Origin of the sequence: uncultured Sphingomonas sp., assembly GCF_964021865.1 — a bacterium.
Taxonomy (GTDB): domain Bacteria; phylum Pseudomonadota; class Alphaproteobacteria; order Sphingomonadales; family Sphingomonadaceae; genus Sphingomonas.
Genome location: NZ_CAXIAM010000002.1, coordinates 1 through 18,635 on the forward strand (window position 1 = coordinate 1; position 18,635 = coordinate 18,635).

At 65.3% G+C, this 18,635-nt stretch carries 18 protein-coding genes and 1 tRNA gene; 12 read left to right on the forward strand and 7 right to left on the reverse strand.

The features are described 5' to 3' along the window. Together AADI75_RS00795 and AADI75_RS00800 are read left to right on the forward strand one after the other, a co-directional pair. The coding region (locus tag AADI75_RS00795; RefSeq protein ID WP_341207160.1) for a Na+/H+ antiporter NhaA at nt 1-541 on the forward strand (541 nt) is incomplete at its 5' end. A gap of 62 nt (nt 542-603) precedes the next feature. Next, nucleotides 604-2,094 (forward strand): HWE histidine kinase domain-containing protein, encoded by a 1,491-nt coding sequence (locus AADI75_RS00800; RefSeq protein WP_341207161.1) that lies wholly within the window; start codon nt 604-606, stop codon nt 2,092-2,094. 54 nt (nt 2,095-2,148) lie between these two features. On the opposite strand, the gene AADI75_RS00805 is transcribed toward AADI75_RS00800, so the two are convergent. Next, on the reverse strand, nt 2,149-2,616 hold the full coding sequence (locus AADI75_RS00805; RefSeq protein ID WP_341207162.1) for an EF-hand domain-containing protein: 468 nt from the start codon (nt 2,614-2,616) through the stop codon (nt 2,149-2,151). Nucleotides 2,617-2,680: 64 nt separating this feature from the next. Beyond that, nucleotides 2,681-3,364 carry a squalene/phytoene synthase family protein gene (locus tag AADI75_RS00810; protein ID WP_341207163.1) on the reverse strand — a complete coding sequence of 228 codons (684 nt, stop codon included), beginning with the start codon at nt 3,362-3,364 and terminating at the stop codon, nt 2,681-2,683. Nucleotides 3,365-3,417: 53 nt separating this feature from the next. Here AADI75_RS00810 and AADI75_RS00815 point away from each other — a divergent pair, with 53 nt between their 5' ends. The 3 genes from AADI75_RS00815 to AADI75_RS00825 are packed head-to-tail and all read left to right on the forward strand — an operon-like array spanning nt 3,418 to nt 6,388. Next, a complete protein-coding gene (locus tag AADI75_RS00815) occupies nt 3,418-5,121 on the forward strand; it encodes a TadE/TadG family type IV pilus assembly protein (RefSeq protein ID WP_341207164.1) in 1,704 nt (567 codons plus the stop codon). Next, nucleotides 5,118-5,726 (forward strand): TadE/TadG family type IV pilus assembly protein, encoded by a 609-nt coding sequence (locus AADI75_RS00820; RefSeq protein ID WP_341207165.1) that lies wholly within the window; start codon nt 5,118-5,120, stop codon nt 5,724-5,726. The genes AADI75_RS00815 and AADI75_RS00820 overlap by 4 nt, the downstream gene beginning before the upstream one ends. Next, nucleotides 5,723-6,388, forward strand: a complete 666-nt coding sequence (locus AADI75_RS00825; protein ID WP_341207166.1) for a pilus assembly protein — start codon at nt 5,723-5,725, stop codon at nt 6,386-6,388. Before AADI75_RS00820 ends, AADI75_RS00825 begins: the two co-directional genes overlap by 4 nt. A 27-nt stretch (nt 6,389-6,415) precedes the next feature. Here the strand turns inward: AADI75_RS00825 and AADI75_RS00830 are convergent, their stop codons facing one another. Next, nucleotides 6,416-7,834: a pyruvate dehydrogenase complex E1 component subunit beta gene (locus AADI75_RS00830; protein WP_341207167.1), complete on the reverse strand. Its 1,419-nt coding sequence runs from the start codon at nt 7,832-7,834 to the stop codon at nt 6,416-6,418. Nucleotide 7,835: 1 nt separating this feature from the next. After that, nucleotides 7,836-8,894 (reverse strand): pyruvate dehydrogenase (acetyl-transferring) E1 component subunit alpha, encoded by a 1,059-nt coding sequence (gene pdhA / locus AADI75_RS00835; RefSeq protein ID WP_028965811.1) that lies wholly within the window; start codon nt 8,892-8,894, stop codon nt 7,836-7,838. A gap of 113 nt (nt 8,895-9,007) precedes the next feature. Between pdhA and AADI75_RS00840 the strand changes: the two genes are divergently transcribed. The 3 genes from AADI75_RS00840 to AADI75_RS00850 all read left to right on the forward strand — a co-directional run bounded on the left by AADI75_RS00840 (nt 9,008) and on the right by AADI75_RS00850 (nt 12,541). Further along, nucleotides 9,008-10,363, forward strand: a complete 1,356-nt coding sequence (locus tag AADI75_RS00840; RefSeq protein WP_341207168.1) for an MFS transporter — start codon at nt 9,008-9,010, stop codon at nt 10,361-10,363. Further along, nucleotides 10,360-11,280 carry a cysteine synthase A gene (gene cysK, locus AADI75_RS00845; RefSeq protein WP_341207169.1) on the forward strand — a complete coding sequence of 307 codons (921 nt, stop codon included), beginning with the start codon at nt 10,360-10,362 and terminating at the stop codon, nt 11,278-11,280. Before AADI75_RS00840 ends, cysK begins: the two co-directional genes overlap by 4 nt. A gap of 97 nt (nt 11,281-11,377) precedes the next feature. Next, on the forward strand, nt 11,378-12,541 hold the full coding sequence (locus AADI75_RS00850; RefSeq protein WP_341207170.1) for a cell wall hydrolase: 1,164 nt from the start codon (nt 11,378-11,380) through the stop codon (nt 12,539-12,541). Between the two features lie 304 nt (nt 12,542-12,845). Here AADI75_RS00850 and AADI75_RS00855 read toward each other — a convergent pair whose 3' ends face one another. From AADI75_RS00855 to AADI75_RS00865, 3 genes are all read right to left on the reverse strand, one after another. Continuing rightward, nucleotides 12,846-13,400: an FKBP-type peptidyl-prolyl cis-trans isomerase gene (locus AADI75_RS00855; RefSeq protein ID WP_341207171.1), complete on the reverse strand. Its 555-nt coding sequence runs from the start codon at nt 13,398-13,400 to the stop codon at nt 12,846-12,848. A gap of 103 nt (nt 13,401-13,503) precedes the next feature. Next, a complete protein-coding gene (gene rpsU / locus AADI75_RS00860; RefSeq protein ID WP_007404630.1) occupies nt 13,504-13,710 on the reverse strand; it encodes a 30S ribosomal protein S21 in 207 nt (68 codons plus the stop codon). Nucleotides 13,711-13,817: 107 nt separating this feature from the next. Beyond that, complete coding sequence (locus AADI75_RS00865) at nt 13,818-14,645, reverse strand: carbon-nitrogen hydrolase family protein (RefSeq protein WP_341207172.1); 828 nt, start codon at nt 14,643-14,645, stop codon at nt 13,818-13,820. 118 nt (nt 14,646-14,763) lie between these two features. Between AADI75_RS00865 and cysS the strand changes: the two genes are divergently transcribed. The 4 genes from cysS to AADI75_RS00885 all read left to right on the forward strand — a co-directional run bounded on the left by cysS (nt 14,764) and on the right by AADI75_RS00885 (nt 18,614). Then, the gene (gene cysS, locus AADI75_RS00870) at nt 14,764-16,191 is read left to right on the forward strand and encodes a cysteine--tRNA ligase (protein WP_341207173.1); all 1,428 of its coding nucleotides are present in this window, start codon (nt 14,764-14,766) and stop codon (nt 16,189-16,191) included. Between the two features lie 23 nt (nt 16,192-16,214). Beyond that, complete coding sequence (locus tag AADI75_RS00875; RefSeq protein WP_341207174.1) at nt 16,215-16,994, forward strand: SDR family oxidoreductase; 780 nt, start codon at nt 16,215-16,217, stop codon at nt 16,992-16,994. Between the two features lie 60 nt (nt 16,995-17,054). Next, entirely contained in the window at nt 17,055-18,431 is a 1,377-nt protein-coding gene (locus AADI75_RS00880) for a 3-deoxy-7-phosphoheptulonate synthase class II (RefSeq protein WP_341207175.1), read from the forward strand. A gap of 108 nt (nt 18,432-18,539) precedes the next feature. Next, nucleotides 18,540-18,614: transfer RNA gene (locus tag AADI75_RS00885), tRNA-Glu, on the forward strand. Nucleotides 18,615-18,635: the final 21 nt, after the last annotated feature.

Genomic DNA, 18,635 nt, shown 5'->3' on the forward strand with positions numbered 1-18,635 from the left:
CGACGAGGCGGCTGCCGAGCGTGGGCGCGACGAGGCACAAAGCCAGCTCGGCTATATCCACGAGATGGCGGCGGCGACCGACGAACCCGCCGAGCGGCTGGTTCGCATTTTGACGCCGTGGGTGTCATATCTGGTGCTGCCGCTGTTCGCTCTATCGAACGTGCGCATCCATCTGTCGGTCGAGCTGATCGGCGAGGCGCTGCGATCGCCGCTGGCGTTGGGGATCGTCGCCGGACTGGTGATCGGCAAGCCGGTGGGCTTTTTCGCGGCGACATGGGCTGCGGTGGCGATCGGCGCAGCGCGGCTTCCTGAGGGCGTGACCTGGCGGATGATCGTGGGGATCGGTGCGGTCGCGGGCATCGGCTTCACGATTTCGCTCTTCATCGCCGAGCTGGCGTTCGCAGGCTCGACCGGCACAGAGATCGCGGCGTTGGCGATCCTGAGCGCGTCGCTGATCGCCGGGCTGTTCGGTTATGCGACGCTATGGAGCGCGGCGCCGACGACGGGCGGGACCGATCAAGTGGCGTCAGCAACGGAATAAAACGCGCCGCGGCCCGACGTGACATTGTGCTGGACGCCTTACTGATTTAGGTTGGGTACATCTTGGATCGATCCCCGCTTGCGCCCTCCCCTGTCGCCCCCTTCATCGCGCCGCCAGAGATCGGCGCGGCGGTGGCGGCGTTCGCGCGCTCGCTTGACCCAAGCGATCCTTTCCTCGCCGCGGTGACGCATTCGATCACGCCGATGGTGGTCAGTGATCCGCGCCTTCCCGACAATCCGCTCGTTTTCGTCAATCAGGCGTTCGAAGCACTTACCGGCTTTTCCGCCGCCGAGGTGTTGGGGCGCAATTGCCGCTTCATGCAAGGGCCGCTGACCGAAGCGACTGACATTCAGCGGCTTCGTGAGGCGATCGCGCGGCGCGAGCGGATCGACATCGATCTGTTGAACCATCGCCGCGACGGCACGCCGTTCTGGAACCGGTTGATGGTGGCGCCGGTGTTTTCGGCGGATGGCGCCCTGCTCTATTTTGTCGCGACGCAACTGGACGTGACGATCGAGCGGTATCGCCTGCGGCAGTTGCAGGACGACCGTGATGCGCTGACGGCGGAAGTCGCGCGGCGTGAGACCGCACTGGCCGAGCGTGAGGCGCGGCTTACGCTGGCGTTGAAGGCCGGCGGGCTGGGAACATGGTCGGTCGCGCTCCCCGACCTGACGGTCACGGTGTCGGACGCATGCCTCGCCAATTTCGGGCGCGACCCGAACGAGGATTTCACCTACGCCGACTTCGAGCGGAGCCTGCATCCCGAGGATTATCGTCGTGTCCAGGTGGCGTTGGCCGACACAATGGAGAACGGCGCGCCCTACGATATCGAGTATCGCGTGCTGACACCCGCCGGCGAGCAGCGCTGGATCCACGTGCAGGGTGCGTTGCAACGCCGCGCGGATGGGACACCGCTGGCGCTGTCGGGCTTTTCCTCGAACATCTCGGTCCGCAAATTCGCGGAGGAGCACCGGATGGTGCTGGCGCGCGAGCTGACCCATCGCGTCAAGAATACGTTGGCGACGGTTGGTGCGGTCGTCAGCCAGACGCTGCGCGACGCCACCTCACTGGCGGAGGGCCGCACCGCGGTGGCGGGGCGAATCGCGAGCCTGGGCACCGCGCACGAATTGCTGGTGCGCGACGAGGTCGAAGGTGCGGCGATCAGGGAGATCGTCGAGCGCGTGCTGGCACCGTTCATCGATCGCGGAGGCAGCCGGTTTTCGATCGAGGGGCCGGCAATCCGGCTGTCGCCAGACATCACGCTGGCGCTGTCGATGGCGCTCCACGAATTGACGACCAACGCGATCAAATATGGCGCGCTGTCGGTGCCGGAAGGATCGGTGCAGATCCGTTGGGAGCTGGCGGGCGATGCGGCGCACCGGCGGTTCCGCTTTGCATGGGTCGAGCGGGACGGACCGCCGGTGGTGCCGCCGACGCGGGTCGGGTTCGGGACGCGGATGATCGAGCGGGTGCTGTCGGGCCGGGTCACGGGCACCCCCACCATGCACTATCCGCCGGAGGGCGCACGGTTCGAGATCGAGGCGCCGGTCTGAGCCTTGCTGTCGGGTGGCGGCACACCGACATGCCCGATGAGCGATGCGCCGCGATCAGTCTTCCTGCTTGGGCGTGTCCTCGCAGCGGCAGGTCGGCCGTGGGGCTTTGCGCTTCGGCGCCGTGGTCGCGAACTCCGCCGCGTCCATCGCCCCGGAACGATCGCGATCCGCGTCGGCGAACCGGGTCGTGGTCTTGATCGCCCATTCGTCGAAACTGAGGCGGCCGTCGCCATTGGAGTCGAGTTTGGCGAATGCCTTACGACGCGGAACGAGATATTCGTCACGGGTGATGCGACCGTCGCGATCCTTGTCGTAGCGGCCGAAGCGCTTCTGCTCACGGCTGCGTGCCGGTGCTTCGGGGAGCGACGCGACGTCGGTATCCGTCTGTGGCGACGCGCCTCCGGATTGCGCGACGCCGACGGCGTTCAGCGGCGCGTCGGGATGCGCTTCGCCGTTGAAGATCAACCACCCTGCCCCGACCAGCAACAGTGCCGCCACGCCTCCGACCAGATATCGCCACATGTCGCATGCCCCCGCCTCGATTGCCGGCACGCTAGCGTCGGCGACAGGCCGCGCAAGATGGTGGTCAGTGTCCGGTGACCCGAAGCCACAACAATCGCGCCGCGCGGGCCGGGTGTCCGCGCAGCTTCGGGCTGGGTTCCAGGTCGAGCGACGCCGATCGCGCGGTCGCGCCGATCGTGCGTGCGGCGACCGGCCAGCGGAACCCCGCAATCCCCGCGATCGTGGCGCGCGCCATCGTCCGGGCGAGGTCCGCCTGTGCCGGCACCTCCAGGTGCCCGGCGAGATCGACGAGCGCCCAGCCGGCGCCCGCGGTGGCGATCGCCGGATCGTCGACGCCGACGATCGCCGCCATCGCCGTGAACAACCCGCCCCCGCGGTGCGTGGCGTGCGCCTGCATCGCGGAGGCGTCGAGCGTCGGCTCCAGCAGCGCCTCCCACCCCTCGACGAGATCGGCAAGATCGCGCCCGGAGACGTGCGGGACGACGTCGCGCGCCAGCGCCTGAAGTACCGGCTCGGCGGGCGGCGCGGCGTCGTCGAGCGACGTCAACGCGTCGTGCCACCAGGTCAGCCGCATCTGCCCGACGATCGGCTCCCGCGTGGCGCGCAGGATGCCCGCGAGCTTGTCGTCGAGCGACCACAAGGCGTCGAGCGCGGGACGGTGTGCCGAGGCGGCATAGGTCATCGCCAACCGTCGTTCCGGGTCGGTAAAGTTCGAATTAACCATCTCGATTGAGGTGCCCTTACCCATTCCTGCTGCATGGCTCCCTGCCTTCGCCGACTGTTCGTAACGAGAAACTGCGCGTGCCGTTCATCCTTCCGCGTGTCCTGTCCCGACTGTTGCGCGATGCGGCCGGCAATGTCGCAATCATGGCGGCATTCGCGGTCATTCCGTTGCTGGCGATGGTCGGCGGCGCAATCGACGCGAGTCGCACCTACATGGCCTATACGCGGCTGCAACAGGCGTGCGATTCCGGCGCACTCGCTGGACGCAAGGCGATGTCGAACGTTACGCGACTCACCGACGCTGAGAAGGCCAAGGCGAGCGAGTTCTTCCGTTTCAACTTCCCCGCCGGCACCTATGCGGCCGAGCAGGTCACGGCGGTGTACGACAAGGGCGCCAACGGCGTGGTGGTCGGCCGCGCCTCGCTCTCGATGCCGATGACGCTGATGCGGATGTTCGGCTTCAGATCGATTCCGGTGAGCACGACGTGTCAGGCGGAGCTGAACATCCCGAATACGGATGTGATGTTCGTTTTGGACGTGACGGGGTCGATGAGCGAAACTCCTGCCGGCGGAGTACCCAACAGCAGCAACCCGTCCAAGCTCGATGGTTTGAAGCAGGCTGTGAAGGACTTCTACGCCGCCCTCGGACCGGGGGCGGCGAGTGGAGCCGGTCGCATCCGCTACGGCTTTGTTCCGTATTCTTCAAACGTTAACGTCGGCCGCGTCGTCTATCAGCTGAACCCATCGTACATCGCAGGTGGAACAGGAAATGAGAACGTCAATTATCCGTCACGTCGTGGCGAATATGTAACCAGAAGCTGCCCACAAGGTTGGTCGTCCTATAACTGCGACTATGTCCAATGGTATTGGACCAATATGTCCATTAATGTAAAGCAGTGGGTTCAAACAAAGGATCAGTACACAAATCCGGCCTATTGGCAGGGAAGTCCGAACGGGCAGAACGACGGTGCGCCTGCGTCATTCTCGTGGGATGGTTGCATTCGCGAAGCCGCCACCGTGCAGAATATCGACTCTTCCTCACCGCTCGAGGTTCCAAACGGAGCTTTTGATCTGCAAATCGATCTCAAGCCGAACAGTGCCAGCACCCGCTGGAAGCCCGCCCTATCCCCCTTACTATACCACGATCTCTATTATCCTGATCAATACACGGCTTCACTTCGACTTTATGCCGCCAGCTCCAGCTGTCCAGCTGAAGCGAGCCCGCTAAAGAAGTACACCGACGATTACAATGCCACGTCTAAATCTTCTACCACTTTCAACTCTTATGTTAATTCATTGACAGCCACGGGTGCCACCTATCACGACATCGGCTTGATCTGGGGCGCGCGCTTTCTTGCACCAGCGGGCATTTTTAGCGAAACGAACGCTGATGCGGTGGCACCGGGAGGATATCAGGTTTCCAGACATATCGTCTTCATGACCGACGGAGAACTGGCGACCAGTAAATATGGTTCGGATGCTTGGGGCATGAACAACGTGATGTACAAAGTACAGGCGGACAGCCCTGTAGCCGCTTCATCGGCTGAAAATGCGCAGATGAACGCGAGTCACCTGCGTCGAACGCAGATCATCTGTAATGAGATGAAGAAACGAGGTTTCATTATCTGGATCGTCGGGTTCGGCGCCTCGGGGCTGTCGCAGGAACTTAAGGAATGCGCGACCGACCGAGACCACTGGGCGATCGCCAGCGACACCGACGCACTGCGGAAAACCTTCGCCAAGATCGCGCAGACGATCGGCGGACTGCGACTGTCGTCGTGAGCCCGCATCGCCGGCCCCTGCGCGCGTTGCTTCTCGCATCGGACGGGGCGACACTGGTCGAGTTCGGCCTTGTCGTGCTTCCGTTCCTGACGCTGGTGATGGGTGCGCTCGACCTTGGCTATCAGGTCTATCTCAGCGCGCTGACCAACGGCGCGATGGAGCGGGCGGCGCGCAGGGCGACGGTCGGCAGCGTCAGCAAGGATCAGGTGGCGGCGGCAATCCGTGCCGAGGTCCGCACGATCCTGCCGAGGGGCAGTCGCGACGATCCAGCGGCGGTGACGGTCACGCCGCTCAGCTACACCAATTTCGCTTCGGTCGGGAAAGGCGAGCGGATCGTTGCCGACACCGCGCCGGTCGGGCAGTACAATTCGACCGACTGCTACGAGGATCGCAACAACAACGGCCGCTATGACGCCACCTTCGGCGGGGGCGATGATATGGGCACCGCCGACGACGTGATCTATTACGACGTTCTCGTCAAAGTACCGCGGTTGTTTCCGCTGGCGCGCGCGATCGGCCTTGGGCGTAATACGATCGTCGATGCGCGGACGTTGATCCGCAATCAGCCCTATGGCGATCAGCAAATCCGAGTGCGATGCTCGTGACGCGCGCATTCGTCATTCTGCGGGCGCTTCGTCGCGATCGTTCCGGCGTGGCGATGATCGAGTTCGCGCTGGCGCTGCTGTTCCTGCTGCCGATCGCGCTGACGGGGATCGAGGTCGCCAATCTCGCGGTGGTGACGTTGCGGCTGAACCAGTTGGCGATGATGGTCGCGGACAATGTCGCGCGCTATCGCGGCAGCATCGACGAGGCGCAGGTGGACGAGGTGATGACCGGCGTCGCGTTCGCCGGCAGCGGGATCGATTTCGGGCAGCAGGGGCGCGTGATCGTCTCGACCGTGGAGAGTAACGGACAGACCGGCACACAGGCCGGCTACAAGATCACGTGGCAACGCTGTTTCGGTGCGAAGAACGTCGCGTCCTCCTATGGCCTGGAAGGGGACGGGGCGACCGATGCCACGCTCGCCGCCGGCATTGGGCCGGCGACGAACAAGGTGAAGCCGGTCGACAATTCGGCACTGATCTTTGCCGAGTTGCGCTACACGTACAAGCCAATTGTCGGCATGGGCTTCATGGCACCCAAGGAATTGACGTCGCTTCAGTCCTTCACGGTACGCGACCGCTCAGCACAGGAACTCAGCAACACGACGAGCATGACCGCCGCACAGCGCCGGCTGTGCGATGCCGCGCACCTCTCCGCCACCTGATCGGCAGCGAAAAGGTGCGGCGGCAGCTCAGCCGCGGTAGCAGACCTTCTTCACGGTCGCGACGATCTTGTCGCTCGAGATCAGCGCCAGCTTCTCGAGATTGGCCGCATAGGGAAGCGGTACGTCCTCGTTGGTGACGCGCAGCACCGGCGCGTCGAGATCGTCAAACCCCTCCTCCATCGCGATCGCGGCGATTTCCGACGCGATCGAGCAGGTCGGCCAGCCCTCCTCAACCACCACCAGCCGGTTGGTCTTGGCGAGCGACTTGAGCACGGTCTGCTTGTCGAGCGGGCGCAGCGTGCGCAGGTCGACGACCTCCGCCTCGATCCCCTCACCTGCCAGCGTTTCGGCGGCCTCGAGCGCGAGCCCGACGCCGATCGAATAGCTGACGATCGTGACGTCCTTGCCCTCGCGCATGATCCGCGCCTTGCCGATCGGGAGCACCCAGTCGTCCAGCTTCGGAATTTCGAAGGAGCGACCGTAGAGCAATTCGTTCTCGAGGAACACCACCGGGTCCTGGCTGCGGATCGCCGCCTTTAGCAGCCCCTTTGCGTCCGCCGCGTCATAGGGCGCGATCACGATCAGCCCCGGCACCGAGGCGTACCACGGGCCATAATTCTGCGAGTGCTGCGCGCCGACGCGGCTCGCTGCGCCGTTCGGACCGCGGAACACGATCGGGCACCGCATCTGGCCGCCCGACATGTAGTTGGTCTTCGCGGCCGAGTTGATGATGTGGTCGATCGCCTGCATCGCGAAGTTGAAGGTCATGAACTCGACGATCGGCTTCAGGCCGCCCATCGCCGCGCCCGTGCCCACGCCCGCAAAGCCATATTCGGTGATCGGCGTGTCGATCACGCGCTTGTCGCCGAACTCGTCGAGCAAGCCCTGGGTCACCTTGTACGCGCCCTGATATTGCGCGACTTCCTCGCCCATCACGAATACGCGCTCGTCAGAGCGCATTTCTTCGGCCATCGCGTCGCGAAGTGCCTCGCGGACGGTGACCTTCACCATCTCGGTGCCCTGCGGGATCGCCGGGTCGGTCACCTCGGCCTTGTGCGATGCCGCCTCGAAGAGCTGGCGCGCGCCGGTATCGACCTTTTCCTGCGCCGGATGCGCCGAGTCCTCGACCGTGTCGGCCTTCTTCTCGTCCGCCGCCGCATCGGCCTTGGGCGTGTCGTCCTTGGTGGCGGCACCGGCTTCCTCGCCCTCACCGGCGAGTTGCATGATGACCGTGCCGACCTTCACGCCGTCCGTCCCCTCGGCAACGAGGATCTTCGCGACGGTGCCCTCATCGACCGCCTCGAATTCCATCGTCGCCTTGTCGGTTTCGATCTCGGCCATGATGTCACCGGACTTCACCGTGTCGCCTTCCTTGACGAGCCACTTGGCGAGCGTGCCCTCCTCCATGGTGGGCGACAGCGCCGGCATCTTGATGTCGATCGCCATCTCAGTACTTCTCCACCAGAACGTCGGTATACAGTTCGGCCGGATCCGGCTCCGGCGTGCTTTCGGCGAAATCGGCCGATTCGGCGACCTGCTTGCGGATACGCTGCTCGACCGCCTTGAAGTCCTCTTCCTTGACCCCGTGGCCTTCGGTCAGCAGCTTCTTGACATGTTCGATCGGGTCGGACTTGTCGCGCACCGCCTGCACCTCGTCGCGCGACCGGTATTTGGCAGGGTCCGACATCGAGTGGCCGCGGTAGCGATAGGTCTTCATCTCGAGGATGATCGGCCCCTTGCCGGCGCGCACCCATGCCAGCGCTTCCTCGGCCGCACCGCGCGATGCCAGCACGTCCATGCCGTCGACCTGGATGCCGGGGATGCGGAAGCTCTCGCCGCGACGATACAGCTGATCCTCGGCCGAGGCGCGGTTGACGCTGGTGCCCATCGCGTACTGGTTGTTCTCGATCACGAAGATGATCGGGAGCTTCCACAGCTCGGCCATGTTGAAGCTCTCGTACACCTGACCCTGGTTAGCGGCGCCGTCACCGAAATAGGCGAGACACACGCCACCGTCGTTATTGTACTTGTGGCTGAACGCGAGGCCCGCGCCCAGCGACACCTGCGCGCCGACGATGCCGTGGCCGCCGTAGAATTTATGCTCGACGCTGAACATGTGCATCGAGCCGCCCTTGCCCTTCGAGATGCCGGCCTGACGCCCGGTCAGCTCCGCCATGACGTCCTTGGGCGGAATCCCGCACAACAGCATGTGGCCGTGGTCGCGATAGCCGGTGATCACCGAGTCCTTCTCGGTCAGCGCCGACTGGAGCCCGACCGCGACCGCTTCCTGACCGATATACAGGTGGCAGAAGCCGCCGATCAGGCCGAGGCCGTAAAGCTGCCCGGCCTTCTCCTCGAAGCGACGGATCAGCAGCATGTCCTCGTAGAATTTGAGGAGCTCGTCCTTGCTCGCCTCATAGGGGCGCGGCTCGGCGGGACGCTCGCGATTCGTTTTCTGCGGGTCGGCAGCCGGTGCTTCGCTGCGTGCTGCTGGGGCTTTTGCCACGATGGACACTACCTCGTTTCTTGAAAGACGTAGCGGCCTATAGCCACGGCACGGTACAGACTGCAAACCCCACCGGCTTGCAAGGGATTGGGGGGCGGTCTAGGCCGACGCCAATGAGTGCGCCGATCCTCTCGTCTGCACCGCTGCATCCGCTGCGGATCGCCAACTTTCGCGCCTATTGGCTGTCGCGTTTCGCGGGAACGATCGCGGTCAGCGCGCAGGCGATCATCATCGGCTGGCAGGTGTACGGCATCGCGCGCGAGACGATGGACATTCGCCAAGCCGCCTTCATGCTCGGGATGATCGGGCTGGTGCAGTTCATTCCGCTGTTCCTGCTGACCCCGATCGTCGGGCTGGTCGCCGACAGTATCGACCGACGCTGGATCGTGCGCGGAACCACCGCGCTGCTGGTTTTCAACGCCGCCACGCTGGGGGTGCTGACGTGGTCGGGTAATCTTTCATTGCCGTTCCTGTTCGGCGCGGCGGTGCTGATCGGAATCGCGCGCGCCTTTTCCGGCCCGGCCTATTCGGCGCTGGCGCCGAATCTCGTTCCGAAGGAAAGCCTGCCCACGGCGATCGCGATTTCGTCGATCGCGTGGCAGTTCGGCACGGTGGCGGGGCCGAGCATCGGCGGGCTGCTGTACGCGATCCACCCCGACGTCGCTTATGGCGTGATCTCGGCGCTTCTCGCACTGGCGCTCGGCACGATGTTCCTGATCGGCAAGGTGCCGCAGCCGGCTGCGCAGAAGGACCGCCAGCCGATCCAGCGTATCCTCGACGGCTTCTCCTATGTGCGGCGTAACCGTCTGGTTTTGGCCGCGATAACACTAGACCTCTTTGCGGTATTGCTGGCGGGAGCGACTGCGCTGCTGCCGATCTATGCGCGCGATATTCTGCATGTCGGGGCGAGCGGGCTCGGCTTCCTCGCCGCCGGCATGGGGATCGGTGCCGGGACAACGGCCATCTGGTTCTCGTTTCGGCCGATGAAGTCGAACGTCGGCGTGAAGATGCTGGCCGCGGTCGTCGTGTTCGGGCTGGCGATCCTCACCTTCGGCGTCGCGACGCAGGTCACCGATCTGCTCGGCGTCACGCAGGTCGGCGTGGGCGGCGCGATCCATGTCGATTTCGTCATCAGCCTGATCGCGCTGATCGTCGCGGGCGGGGCGGACATGGTGTCGGTCTATGTCCGCACCTCGCTGATCCAGCTCCATACCCCGGACGCGATGCGCGGCCGTGTGAGCGCGGTGTCGCAACTCACCATCTCGGCGTCGAACGAGCTGGGCGAGGCCGAAAGCGGGCTGATGGCCTCGCTGCTCGGCCCGGTCGGCGCGGTGGTATTCGGCGGCATCGGCGCGATTGCGGTGACCTTGCTGTGGTCGCGACTGTTCCCGGAACTCCGCCGCGCGCGGACCTTTGATCCGCCCGACATGATCGAAACCGAACCACAACATGGAGTAGCGCAGCCATGAAGGCCCAGAACGTCCTCGAGACGATCGGCAACACGCCGCACATCCGCATCAACAAGCTGTTTCCCGGCTCCGAAGTGTGGATCAAGTCTGAGCGGGCAAACCCGGGCGGCTCGATCAAGGACCGCATCGCGCTGGCGATGATCGAGGCGGCGGAAGACTCGGGCGCGCTCCAGCCCGGCGGCACGATCATCGAACCGACCAGCGGCAACACCGGCATCGGCCTCGCGATGGTTGCGGCGGTCAAAGGCTACAAGCTGGTCCTCGTGATGCCGGAGAGCATGAGCCTGGAGCGGCGCCGCCTCATGCTGGCCTATGGTGCCGAGTTCGACCTGACCCCGCGCGAAAAGGGCATGAAGGGTGCGATCGAACGCGCATTGGAGCTGGTCGAGCAGACCCCCGGCGCATGGATGCCGCAGCAATTTGAAAATCCGGCGAACATCGACGTGCACGTTCGCACCACTGCGCAGGAAATCCTGAACGATTTCCGCGACTCGCCGATCGACGTCATCATCACCGGAGTCGGCACCGGCGGGCACATCACCGGCGTGACCGAGGTGCTCAAGAAGGAATGGCCCAACCTGAAGGTGTTCGCGGTCGAGCCGCAGGCGTCGCCCGTCATCGGTGGCGGGCAGGCCGGGCCACACCCGATCCAGGGGATCGGCGCGGGCTTCATCCCCGCGAACCTGCATACGCAGGCGCTGGACGGCGTAATCGAGGTCGATGCCGCCGTCGCAAAGGACATGGCGCGGCGCTCGGCGCGCGAGGAAGGGCTGCTGGTCGGCATTTCCTCAGGCGCGACGCTCGCCGCGATCCTCCAGAAACTGCCGGACCTGCCCGACGACGTGCGCGTGCTCGGCTTCAACTACGATACCGGCGAGCGCTATCTGTCGGTGCCGGACTTCCTGCCGGAGAACTGATCTGTCCGATCTGAGCTGGAGGTTACGCGCGATCCTCGGCGGGATCGCGGCGTCGGCGCTCATGGTGCCCGCGTTGGTCGCGCGGCGGGCACCAGACATGCCGCGCGCCGTCGCGGCAAAGGTGAAGCGCCCGCAGCGCGTGGTCGCCGCGTCCGAGGTGCCGACCGTGGAACCGGTCGAATTGCAGGATCTGACTCCGGAGGACGCGCGCGTCTACAATGCGTCGATCCCGTTCGTGCGCGGCCCGCGCCCGGCGGCACGTCCGTTCCTGTTCGCAGGCGACGACACGCAGCGCGCGCGGGCGACCGACTGCCTGGCCGCGGCGGCCTGGTATGAGGCCGGTGACGATCCGTCGGGGCAGCAGGCGGTCGCGCAGGTGGTGCTCAACCGGCTGCGCCATCCCGCTTTTCCGAAAACGGTATGCGGCGTGGTCTTTCAGGGGCAGGAGCGCGCGACCGGCTGCCAGTTCACCTTCACCTGCGACGGTGCGCTGGTGCGGCATCCCTCCGAGCCGGCATGGGAGCGCGCGCGCCAAGTGGCGACGAAGGCGCTGAACGGGGCGGTGTTCGCCAAAGTCGGCTATGCCACGCATTACCATACCGACTGGGTCGTGCCCTATTGGAGCGCGAGCCTCGACAAACTCGCCGAGGTGCACACGCATCTGTTCTTCCGCTGGACCGGCTGGTGGGGCACGCCCGCCGCGTTCCGGCGCAGCGTCTCTAGCGACGAGCCGGTGATCGCCGGGTTGGCCGACATCTCGCCGGTCCATCGACTTGGCGGGGCATTGGCCGACGCCGCGGTCGCGATCGCCGCCGCCATGCCGGGCACCACGAGCGCCGCACAGGTGGCGACGAGCACCGTACCGGGTGAGCCCGACAGCTTCACGGCGCTGCTACCCGATGGCTCACCGGAGAATTATCCCGCACTTGCCAAAGCCGCTTGCGGAACGCGCGCTAAGTGCAAATTTCTTGGTTGGACCGACCAGGCGATGCTGCCGGCCGGAACGGCGATGACGCCGGTGCAAATGGCGAGCATGTCGTTCAGCTATCTGCGCGATCAGGGTGCCGGGCTGGAGCGCGAGCTTTGGAATTGTCGCGAGTTTCCGCACACGGGGCCGGGCCTGTGTATGCGGCGACAGGTGGTGCCCGTTGCGACCCCAACCGGCGCTCCGGTGCTGCGCGGCCCGAGCGGGCTGGAGGGGGTTCGTCGCCGCGAAGAGTCGGTGGCAGCGCCGAATCCTGCGGCTACCAAGCTGTCCTGAGCGGGGTCCTTCCCGCGTAGAGACGTGCTGCGATGGTGCTCGAAGAACTTTGGGTCGGGAACGACACCACTATCGTCATTGCGAGCGCAGCGAAGCAATCCAGTGCCGGACCAGGACGCCCTGGATTGCTTCGCTGCGCTCGCAATGACGAATCATATTACGGCAGCTCGATCTAACGCTCCGCAAACGTCCCGATCGACATCACTCCCGATCGAGCTTCAGCCGCATCTAGAGCAGTCGTCCGGTCCACAAACGAGAAAGGCGACCCGCAGGCCGCCCTCATCTGTTCCCGAGGGAACCCGTATCAACGCCCGCCGGGCGCTGCTCCAGCAGGACCGCCCGCGCCACCCATTCCCGGCATTCCGCCCATCATGCTCTGCTGCATCTGCATCTGGCGCACGGTCGCTTCGGGAAGGAAGTCGCGCAATTCGACGTCGAAGACGAGCGTCGAATTGGCAGGGATCGGACCATTGGCGCGGTCACCGTAGCCGAGTTCCGGCTTGATCCAGAACCGGTACTTGGCACCCTTGTGCATCAGCTTCAGGCCCTCGGAGAAACCCGGAACGACCCCCGCGACCGGCAATGGCGTCGGCTGCTGCGACTTGTCGAAGACGGTGCCGTCGACCAGCCGCCCCTCATAATTGATGAGGGCGACATCAGTGTCGGTCGGCGACGGCGTCTTGACCTCGCCCGCCTTCAATACCTGATAGCGCAGCCCGGAGGGGGTCGTGACGACCCCGGTGCTCCCGGCGCGCGCCAGCGCTACGCCTGCCACCAGGGCGATCAGCAACCCCGCCACCAACCACAGCACATAGGCGCGCCGGACGGGAGGGATCGGAACGGCGGTGACAGTCGACATCGGCGGGCAACCTCAGGCTAGCACGCGCCGCCGCGGCGACGCGCTGGCAAAAACGGAGTGGGCGCAGCGCTGCACGAGGCGGCACCGCGACCGACGCAGCGTCTTACCGCGCGCCGTCACGCTCCGCACGCTTGCGCTCCAGCTTGCGCGCACGACGCACTGCCGCCGCACGCTCGCGCGCACGCTTCTCCGAGGGCTTCTCGTAGTGGCGGCGCAGCTTCATTTCGCGATACACGCCTTCACGCTGCAGCTTCTTCTTGAGCGCGCGAAGGGCTTGGTCAACATTGTTGTCGCGAACGATGATCTGCATTGGAACCTTCAACTCCGGATCAAACAGGTAATGCGGCGGCGAGCGAGGCTCGCGCCGAACACACCGGCCCTAGCAGCAAGCGCCCAGCCCCGCAAGCGTTCACTCCCTCACGCGATCACGATTGGCGCGGTGACCACGCGGCGATGCTGCACCGCGGGCACCCGGCTGCGCACATCCTGTACGCGCGTGGCGTCGACCTCGGCATAGCCGATCCCGGGTGCCTCACCCATATCAAGCAGCACCTCGCCCCACGGATCGACGACCAGCGAATGACCATAGGTGGCGCGACCGTCCTCATGCACGCCGGTCTGCGCGGCGGCGACGAGATGAACTCCCGCCTCGATCGCGCGAGCACGCAGGAGGATGTGCCAATGCGCCGCCCCCGTCGGCCGCGTGAAGCTGGCCGGCACCGACAGGATCTGCGCGCCGGCATCGGTCAGGGCGCGGTACAGGTCAGGGAAGCGCATGTCGTAACAGATGGACAGGCCCATGCGGCCCAGCGGCGTGCCGACCACCACCGGACGATCGCCCGCAGCATAACTTGCCGACTCGCGCCAGCTTTCGCCGGTGGGCAGATCGACATCGAACAAATGCATCTTGTCGTAACGGGCGCGGATGTTGCCGACCGCGTCGATCACGAAGCTGCGATTGGCGAGCCGCCCGTCAGGGCGCCGCAGCGCCAGCGATCCGAGATGCACCCACACACCCGCCCGCGCCGCGGCCTCGCGCACTGCGACGAGGACGCGGTCGTCGCCTTCGCGCATGATCGCTTCCGCAGCGCGGGCGCGATCGCGGTCGAGCAGTCCCGACATTTCCGGCGTGAAGACCATTGCGGCACCGGAAGCCCCCGCCTCCTCGATCGCCGCGACCAGTGCGCCGGCATTTCGGGAAGGATCGATCCCGGTCGTGGTCTGAACGACGGCAATCTTCGTCACGCATGGCTCCTTGTTGCTGCTCGATGCGGAACAGCAAGCGCATCACACGCGCAAGTGTTGCACGCCACAACGTCCACGGGCGGTTGGCGTGACGGGGCCAGCGGACTAAGAGCGCGGGATGACCGGCGTCCCCCTGATCCTCTACAATAGCCTTTCGCGCACGCTCGAACCGTTCGCCCCGCGCGATCCGGGTAACGTCCGCATCTATTCGTGCGGCCCGACCGTCTATCATTATGCGCATGTCGGGAATCTGCGCGCCTATGTCTTCACCGACACGTTGAGCCGGACGATTGCGGCGAAGGGTTGGCCGCTCACCCATGTCATCAACATCACCGACGTCGGGCATCTGACGTCCGACGCCGATGCGGGCGATGACAAGATGGAGGCGGCGGCGCGGACGAGCGGTCGCGATATCTGGGCGATCGCAAAGCATTATACGGATGCCTTCAGGCAAAATCTTGCCGATCTGAACATCCGCACGCCGACGCATATGCCGCTGGCCACCAATCACGTCGCGGAGATGATCGCGTGGGGCGAGAAGATCGCCGATCGTCACTGCTATCAGCTTGACGATGGCCTTTATTTCGATACCACCACCGTGCCCGATTACGGTCGGCTGGCGGGGGCGGCCGACGATGCCGCGCATGGGCGGATCGAGACGGTCGCGGGCAAGCGGCACCCTCAAGATTTCGCGATCTGGCGCACCACACCGCCCGGTGAGACGCGGCAGATGGAATGGGACTCGCCCTGGGGCCGCGGCGCACCCGGCTGGCACCTCGAATGCTCGGTGATGGCGGCGAAATATCTCGGGCCCGCGTTCGACATCCACACCGGGGGGATCGACCATCGCGAGATTCATCATCCCAACGAGATCGCGCAGAATCAGGCGCATTGCGACTGCGCGGACACGGGCGCGACCTTCTGGATGCACAACAATTTCCTCGTCGATCGTACGGGAAAGATGAGCAAGTCATCGGGCGAGTTCCTCACGCTTTCTCGATTGATCGAGCGGGGCTTCCATCCCCTCTCCTACCGGTTGATGTGCCTGCAGGCGCATTACCGCAGCGAGCTGGAATTCTCGTGGGAGAATCTGGCTGCGGCGCAGGTACGGCTGAAGCGCTGGGTCCATGCGGTCGAAGGCTTGCGCAGCCGGAGCACCACTGGCGGCGCGCGCGCGGCCGATTATATCGCTCAACTGGATGCCGCGATCAGTGACGATCTGGCGACGCCGCGTGCGCTGCCGGTGCTGGATGCGCTGCTTGGCGACAAGAAACTGTCCGCGGCCGATCGGCTCGCGACGCTGTCGACCTTCGATGATGTGCTGGGGCTCGATCTGGCGCAGCTCGATCGTGCGGCCTTGCGCGTGCGCCCGGTGGGCGCCGCTATCGACGAGGCGGCGATCGAAGCGCGCCTCGCCGAACGCAAGGAAGCGCGCGCTGCCAAGGATTTCGCGCGCTCGGACGCGATCCGTGACGAACTTGCGGGCAGCGGCGTCGAGGTGATGGACGGCGATCCGCTCGGCTGGGACTGGAAGCTGCCGGGCTGACGGCGAAGGAAAGGACGACAGGCATGGATCTCGGGCTGACGAACCGGACGGCGATCATCTGCGCATCCAGCCACGGCCTCGGACGGGCGTGCGCCACCGCGCTGGCCCGGGCGGGGTGCACGGTGATCCTCAACGGCCGTGACTCTGCGGCCCTGGAGGAGACGGCTGCTGCCCTGCGTAACGATGGCGCGACCGTTCGGACGATCGCAGGCGATGTCGGCGACGAGCGGGTCCAGACGGCGTTGATCGATGTCGCCGACGGACAGGTCGACATCCTTGTCAACAATAACGGCGGTCCGCCGCTACGCGATTTTCGCGCGCTCGACGGCGATGCGATTCACGCCGGCGTGGATGCCAACATGGTCACCCCGATCCGGCTGGTGCAGAAGGTGATCGACGGCATGATCGACCGCCGCTTTGGACGGATCGTGTGCATCACGTCGGGATCGGTGAAGGCGCCGGTGCCCGGGCTCGATCTGTCGAGCGGCGCCCGGATCGGGCTGACCGGCTTTCTGGCAGGGGTCGCGCGACAAGTCGCACATGCCAATGTCACGATCAACTTCCTGCTCCCCGGCCTGTTCGACACCCGACGGCTGGCAGGCGTGCACGCCTTCAATGCGGAGAAGAACGGCGTCTCGGTCGAAGAAGCCGCCGCAGCCGCGCTTGACCGTATTCCCGCCAGGCGGTTCGGCGAGCCGACAGAGTTCGGTGATGCCTGCGCCTTCCTCTGCGCCGCATCGTCCGGTTTCATCACGGGACAAAGCCTGCTGATCGACGGCGGCGCCTATCCGGGTGTGCTGTAAAGAGGAAGTTGATTGCGGCCCGCGCGCGGTTGGTTCAAGGCGCAGGCATTAGTTGGAAGGATGAATACCATGGCCAGTTGGGCCCCGCATAGCTGGACAACCGCCGAAGCGCGCCAGCTCCCCGTCTATCCCGATGCTGCGGCGCTGGATGATGCGACGCGGCGGCTGGCCTCGTTTCCGCCGTTGGTCTTTGCGGGCGAAGCACGCAACCTGACCGCCGATCTCGCCAAGGTCGCCGAAGGTAAGGCGTTCCTCTTGCAAGGCGGCGATTGCGCGGAGAGCTTTGCCGAATTCCACCCCAACAACATCCGCGATACTTTCCGAGTCATCCTCCAGATGGCGGTGGTGCTCACCTTCGCCTCCAAGCTGCCGGTGGTGAAGGTCGGGCGGATGGCCGGGCAGTTCGCCAAACCGCGCTCGGCCAACACCGAGACGATCGACGGCGTCGAGCTGCCCAGCTACCGTGGCGACAATGTCAACGACATCGCGTTCACCGCAGAGTCGCGCATCCCCGATCCGGAGCGCATGATCCGATCCTACGCGCAATCGGCGGCGACGTTGAACCTGCTGCGCGCCTTCGCGCAGGGTGGTTATGCCAATCTGCACCAGGTGCATCGCTGGACGCACGACTTTATGGGCCGCAGCCCGTGGGCCAAGAAATATGCCGAAACCGCCGATCGGATCGGCGAGGCGCTCGACTTCATGGAGGCGTGCGGAATCAGCCCGGACACGGTGCCGCAGCTGTCGCAAACCACCTTCTACACCAGCCACGAGGCGCTGTTGCTCCCGTTCGAGCAGGCGCTCACCCGGCAGGATTCGCTGACCGGCGACTGGTACGACACCTCGGCGCATTTCCTGTGGATCGGCGACCGTACCCGCTTCGAGGGCTCGGCCCATGTCGAGTTCCTGCGCGGGATCGGGAACCCGATCGGCATCAAATGCGGGCCGTCGCTCGAGCCGGATGCCTTGCTGCGGATGCTCGACACCCTCAACCCGCAGCGCGTGCCGGGGCGGATGACGCTCATCACCCGCTATGGCTACGACCAGATCGAGGCGCATTTGCCGCGGCTGGTGCGCGCGGTGAAGCGCGAGGGGCATCCGGTGGTCTGGAGCTGCGACCCCATGCACGGCAACACCGTCAAGGCGACGAGTGGCTACAAGACCCGTCCGTTCGACCGTATCCTGTCCGAAGTGCGTGGCTTCTTCGCGGTTCACCGAGCGGAGGGCACACACGCCGGCGGCATCCACGCGGAGATGACCGGGCAGAATGTGACCGAATGCACCGGCGGCGCGATCGACGTGACCGAGCAGAGCCTCGCCGACCGTTACCACACGCACTGCGATCCGCGCTTGAACGCCGGCCAGAGCCTGGAATTGGCGTTCCTGCTGGCCGAGATGCTGAACACGGAGATGGCGGAGCGTCGCAAGGCGGCGTGACGTTGAGGTGCGTCGGCCATCGTGCCGACGCACCTTTTTGGCCGTCGGCACGAAAGTCGCTTGACGCCCCGACCCCATCGACCTAACAGCGCGCCTCACACCGCGCACGGCCCCTTCGTCTAGCGGTTAGGACGTCGCCCTCTCACGGCGAAAACACGAGTTCGATTCTCGTAGGGGTCACCAGCGGCGGTAAGAATGGCGTGT

Excerpts from the sequence above, each read along its gene's own strand:
- AADI75_RS00805 (WP_341207162.1), bottom strand. The coding sequence starts at position 2,616 with ATGTGGCGATATCTGGTCGGAGGCGTGGCGGCACTGTTGCTGGTCGGG.
- AADI75_RS00810 (WP_341207163.1), bottom strand. The coding sequence starts at position 3,364 with ATGGGTAAGGGCACCTCAATCGAGATGGTTAATTCGAACTTTACCGAC.
- AADI75_RS00830 (WP_341207167.1), bottom strand. The coding sequence starts at position 7,834 with ATGGCGATCGACATCAAGATGCCGGCGCTGTCGCCCACCATGGAGGAG.
- AADI75_RS00840 (WP_341207168.1), top strand. The coding sequence starts at position 9,008 with ATGAGTGCGCCGATCCTCTCGTCTGCACCGCTGCATCCGCTGCGGATC.
- cysK (WP_341207169.1), top strand. The coding sequence starts at position 10,360 with ATGAAGGCCCAGAACGTCCTCGAGACGATCGGCAACACGCCGCACATC.
- AADI75_RS00850 (WP_341207170.1), top strand. The coding sequence starts at position 11,378 with ATGCCGCGCGCCGTCGCGGCAAAGGTGAAGCGCCCGCAGCGCGTGGTC.
- AADI75_RS00855 (WP_341207171.1), bottom strand. The coding sequence starts at position 13,400 with ATGTCGACTGTCACCGCCGTTCCGATCCCTCCCGTCCGGCGCGCCTAT.
- rpsU (WP_007404630.1), bottom strand. The coding sequence starts at position 13,710 with ATGCAGATCATCGTTCGCGACAACAATGTTGACCAAGCCCTTCGCGCG.
- cysS (WP_341207173.1), top strand. The coding sequence starts at position 14,764 with ATGACCGGCGTCCCCCTGATCCTCTACAATAGCCTTTCGCGCACGCTC.
- AADI75_RS00875 (WP_341207174.1), top strand. The coding sequence starts at position 16,215 with ATGGATCTCGGGCTGACGAACCGGACGGCGATCATCTGCGCATCCAGC.
- AADI75_RS00880 (WP_341207175.1), top strand. The coding sequence starts at position 17,055 with ATGAATACCATGGCCAGTTGGGCCCCGCATAGCTGGACAACCGCCGAA.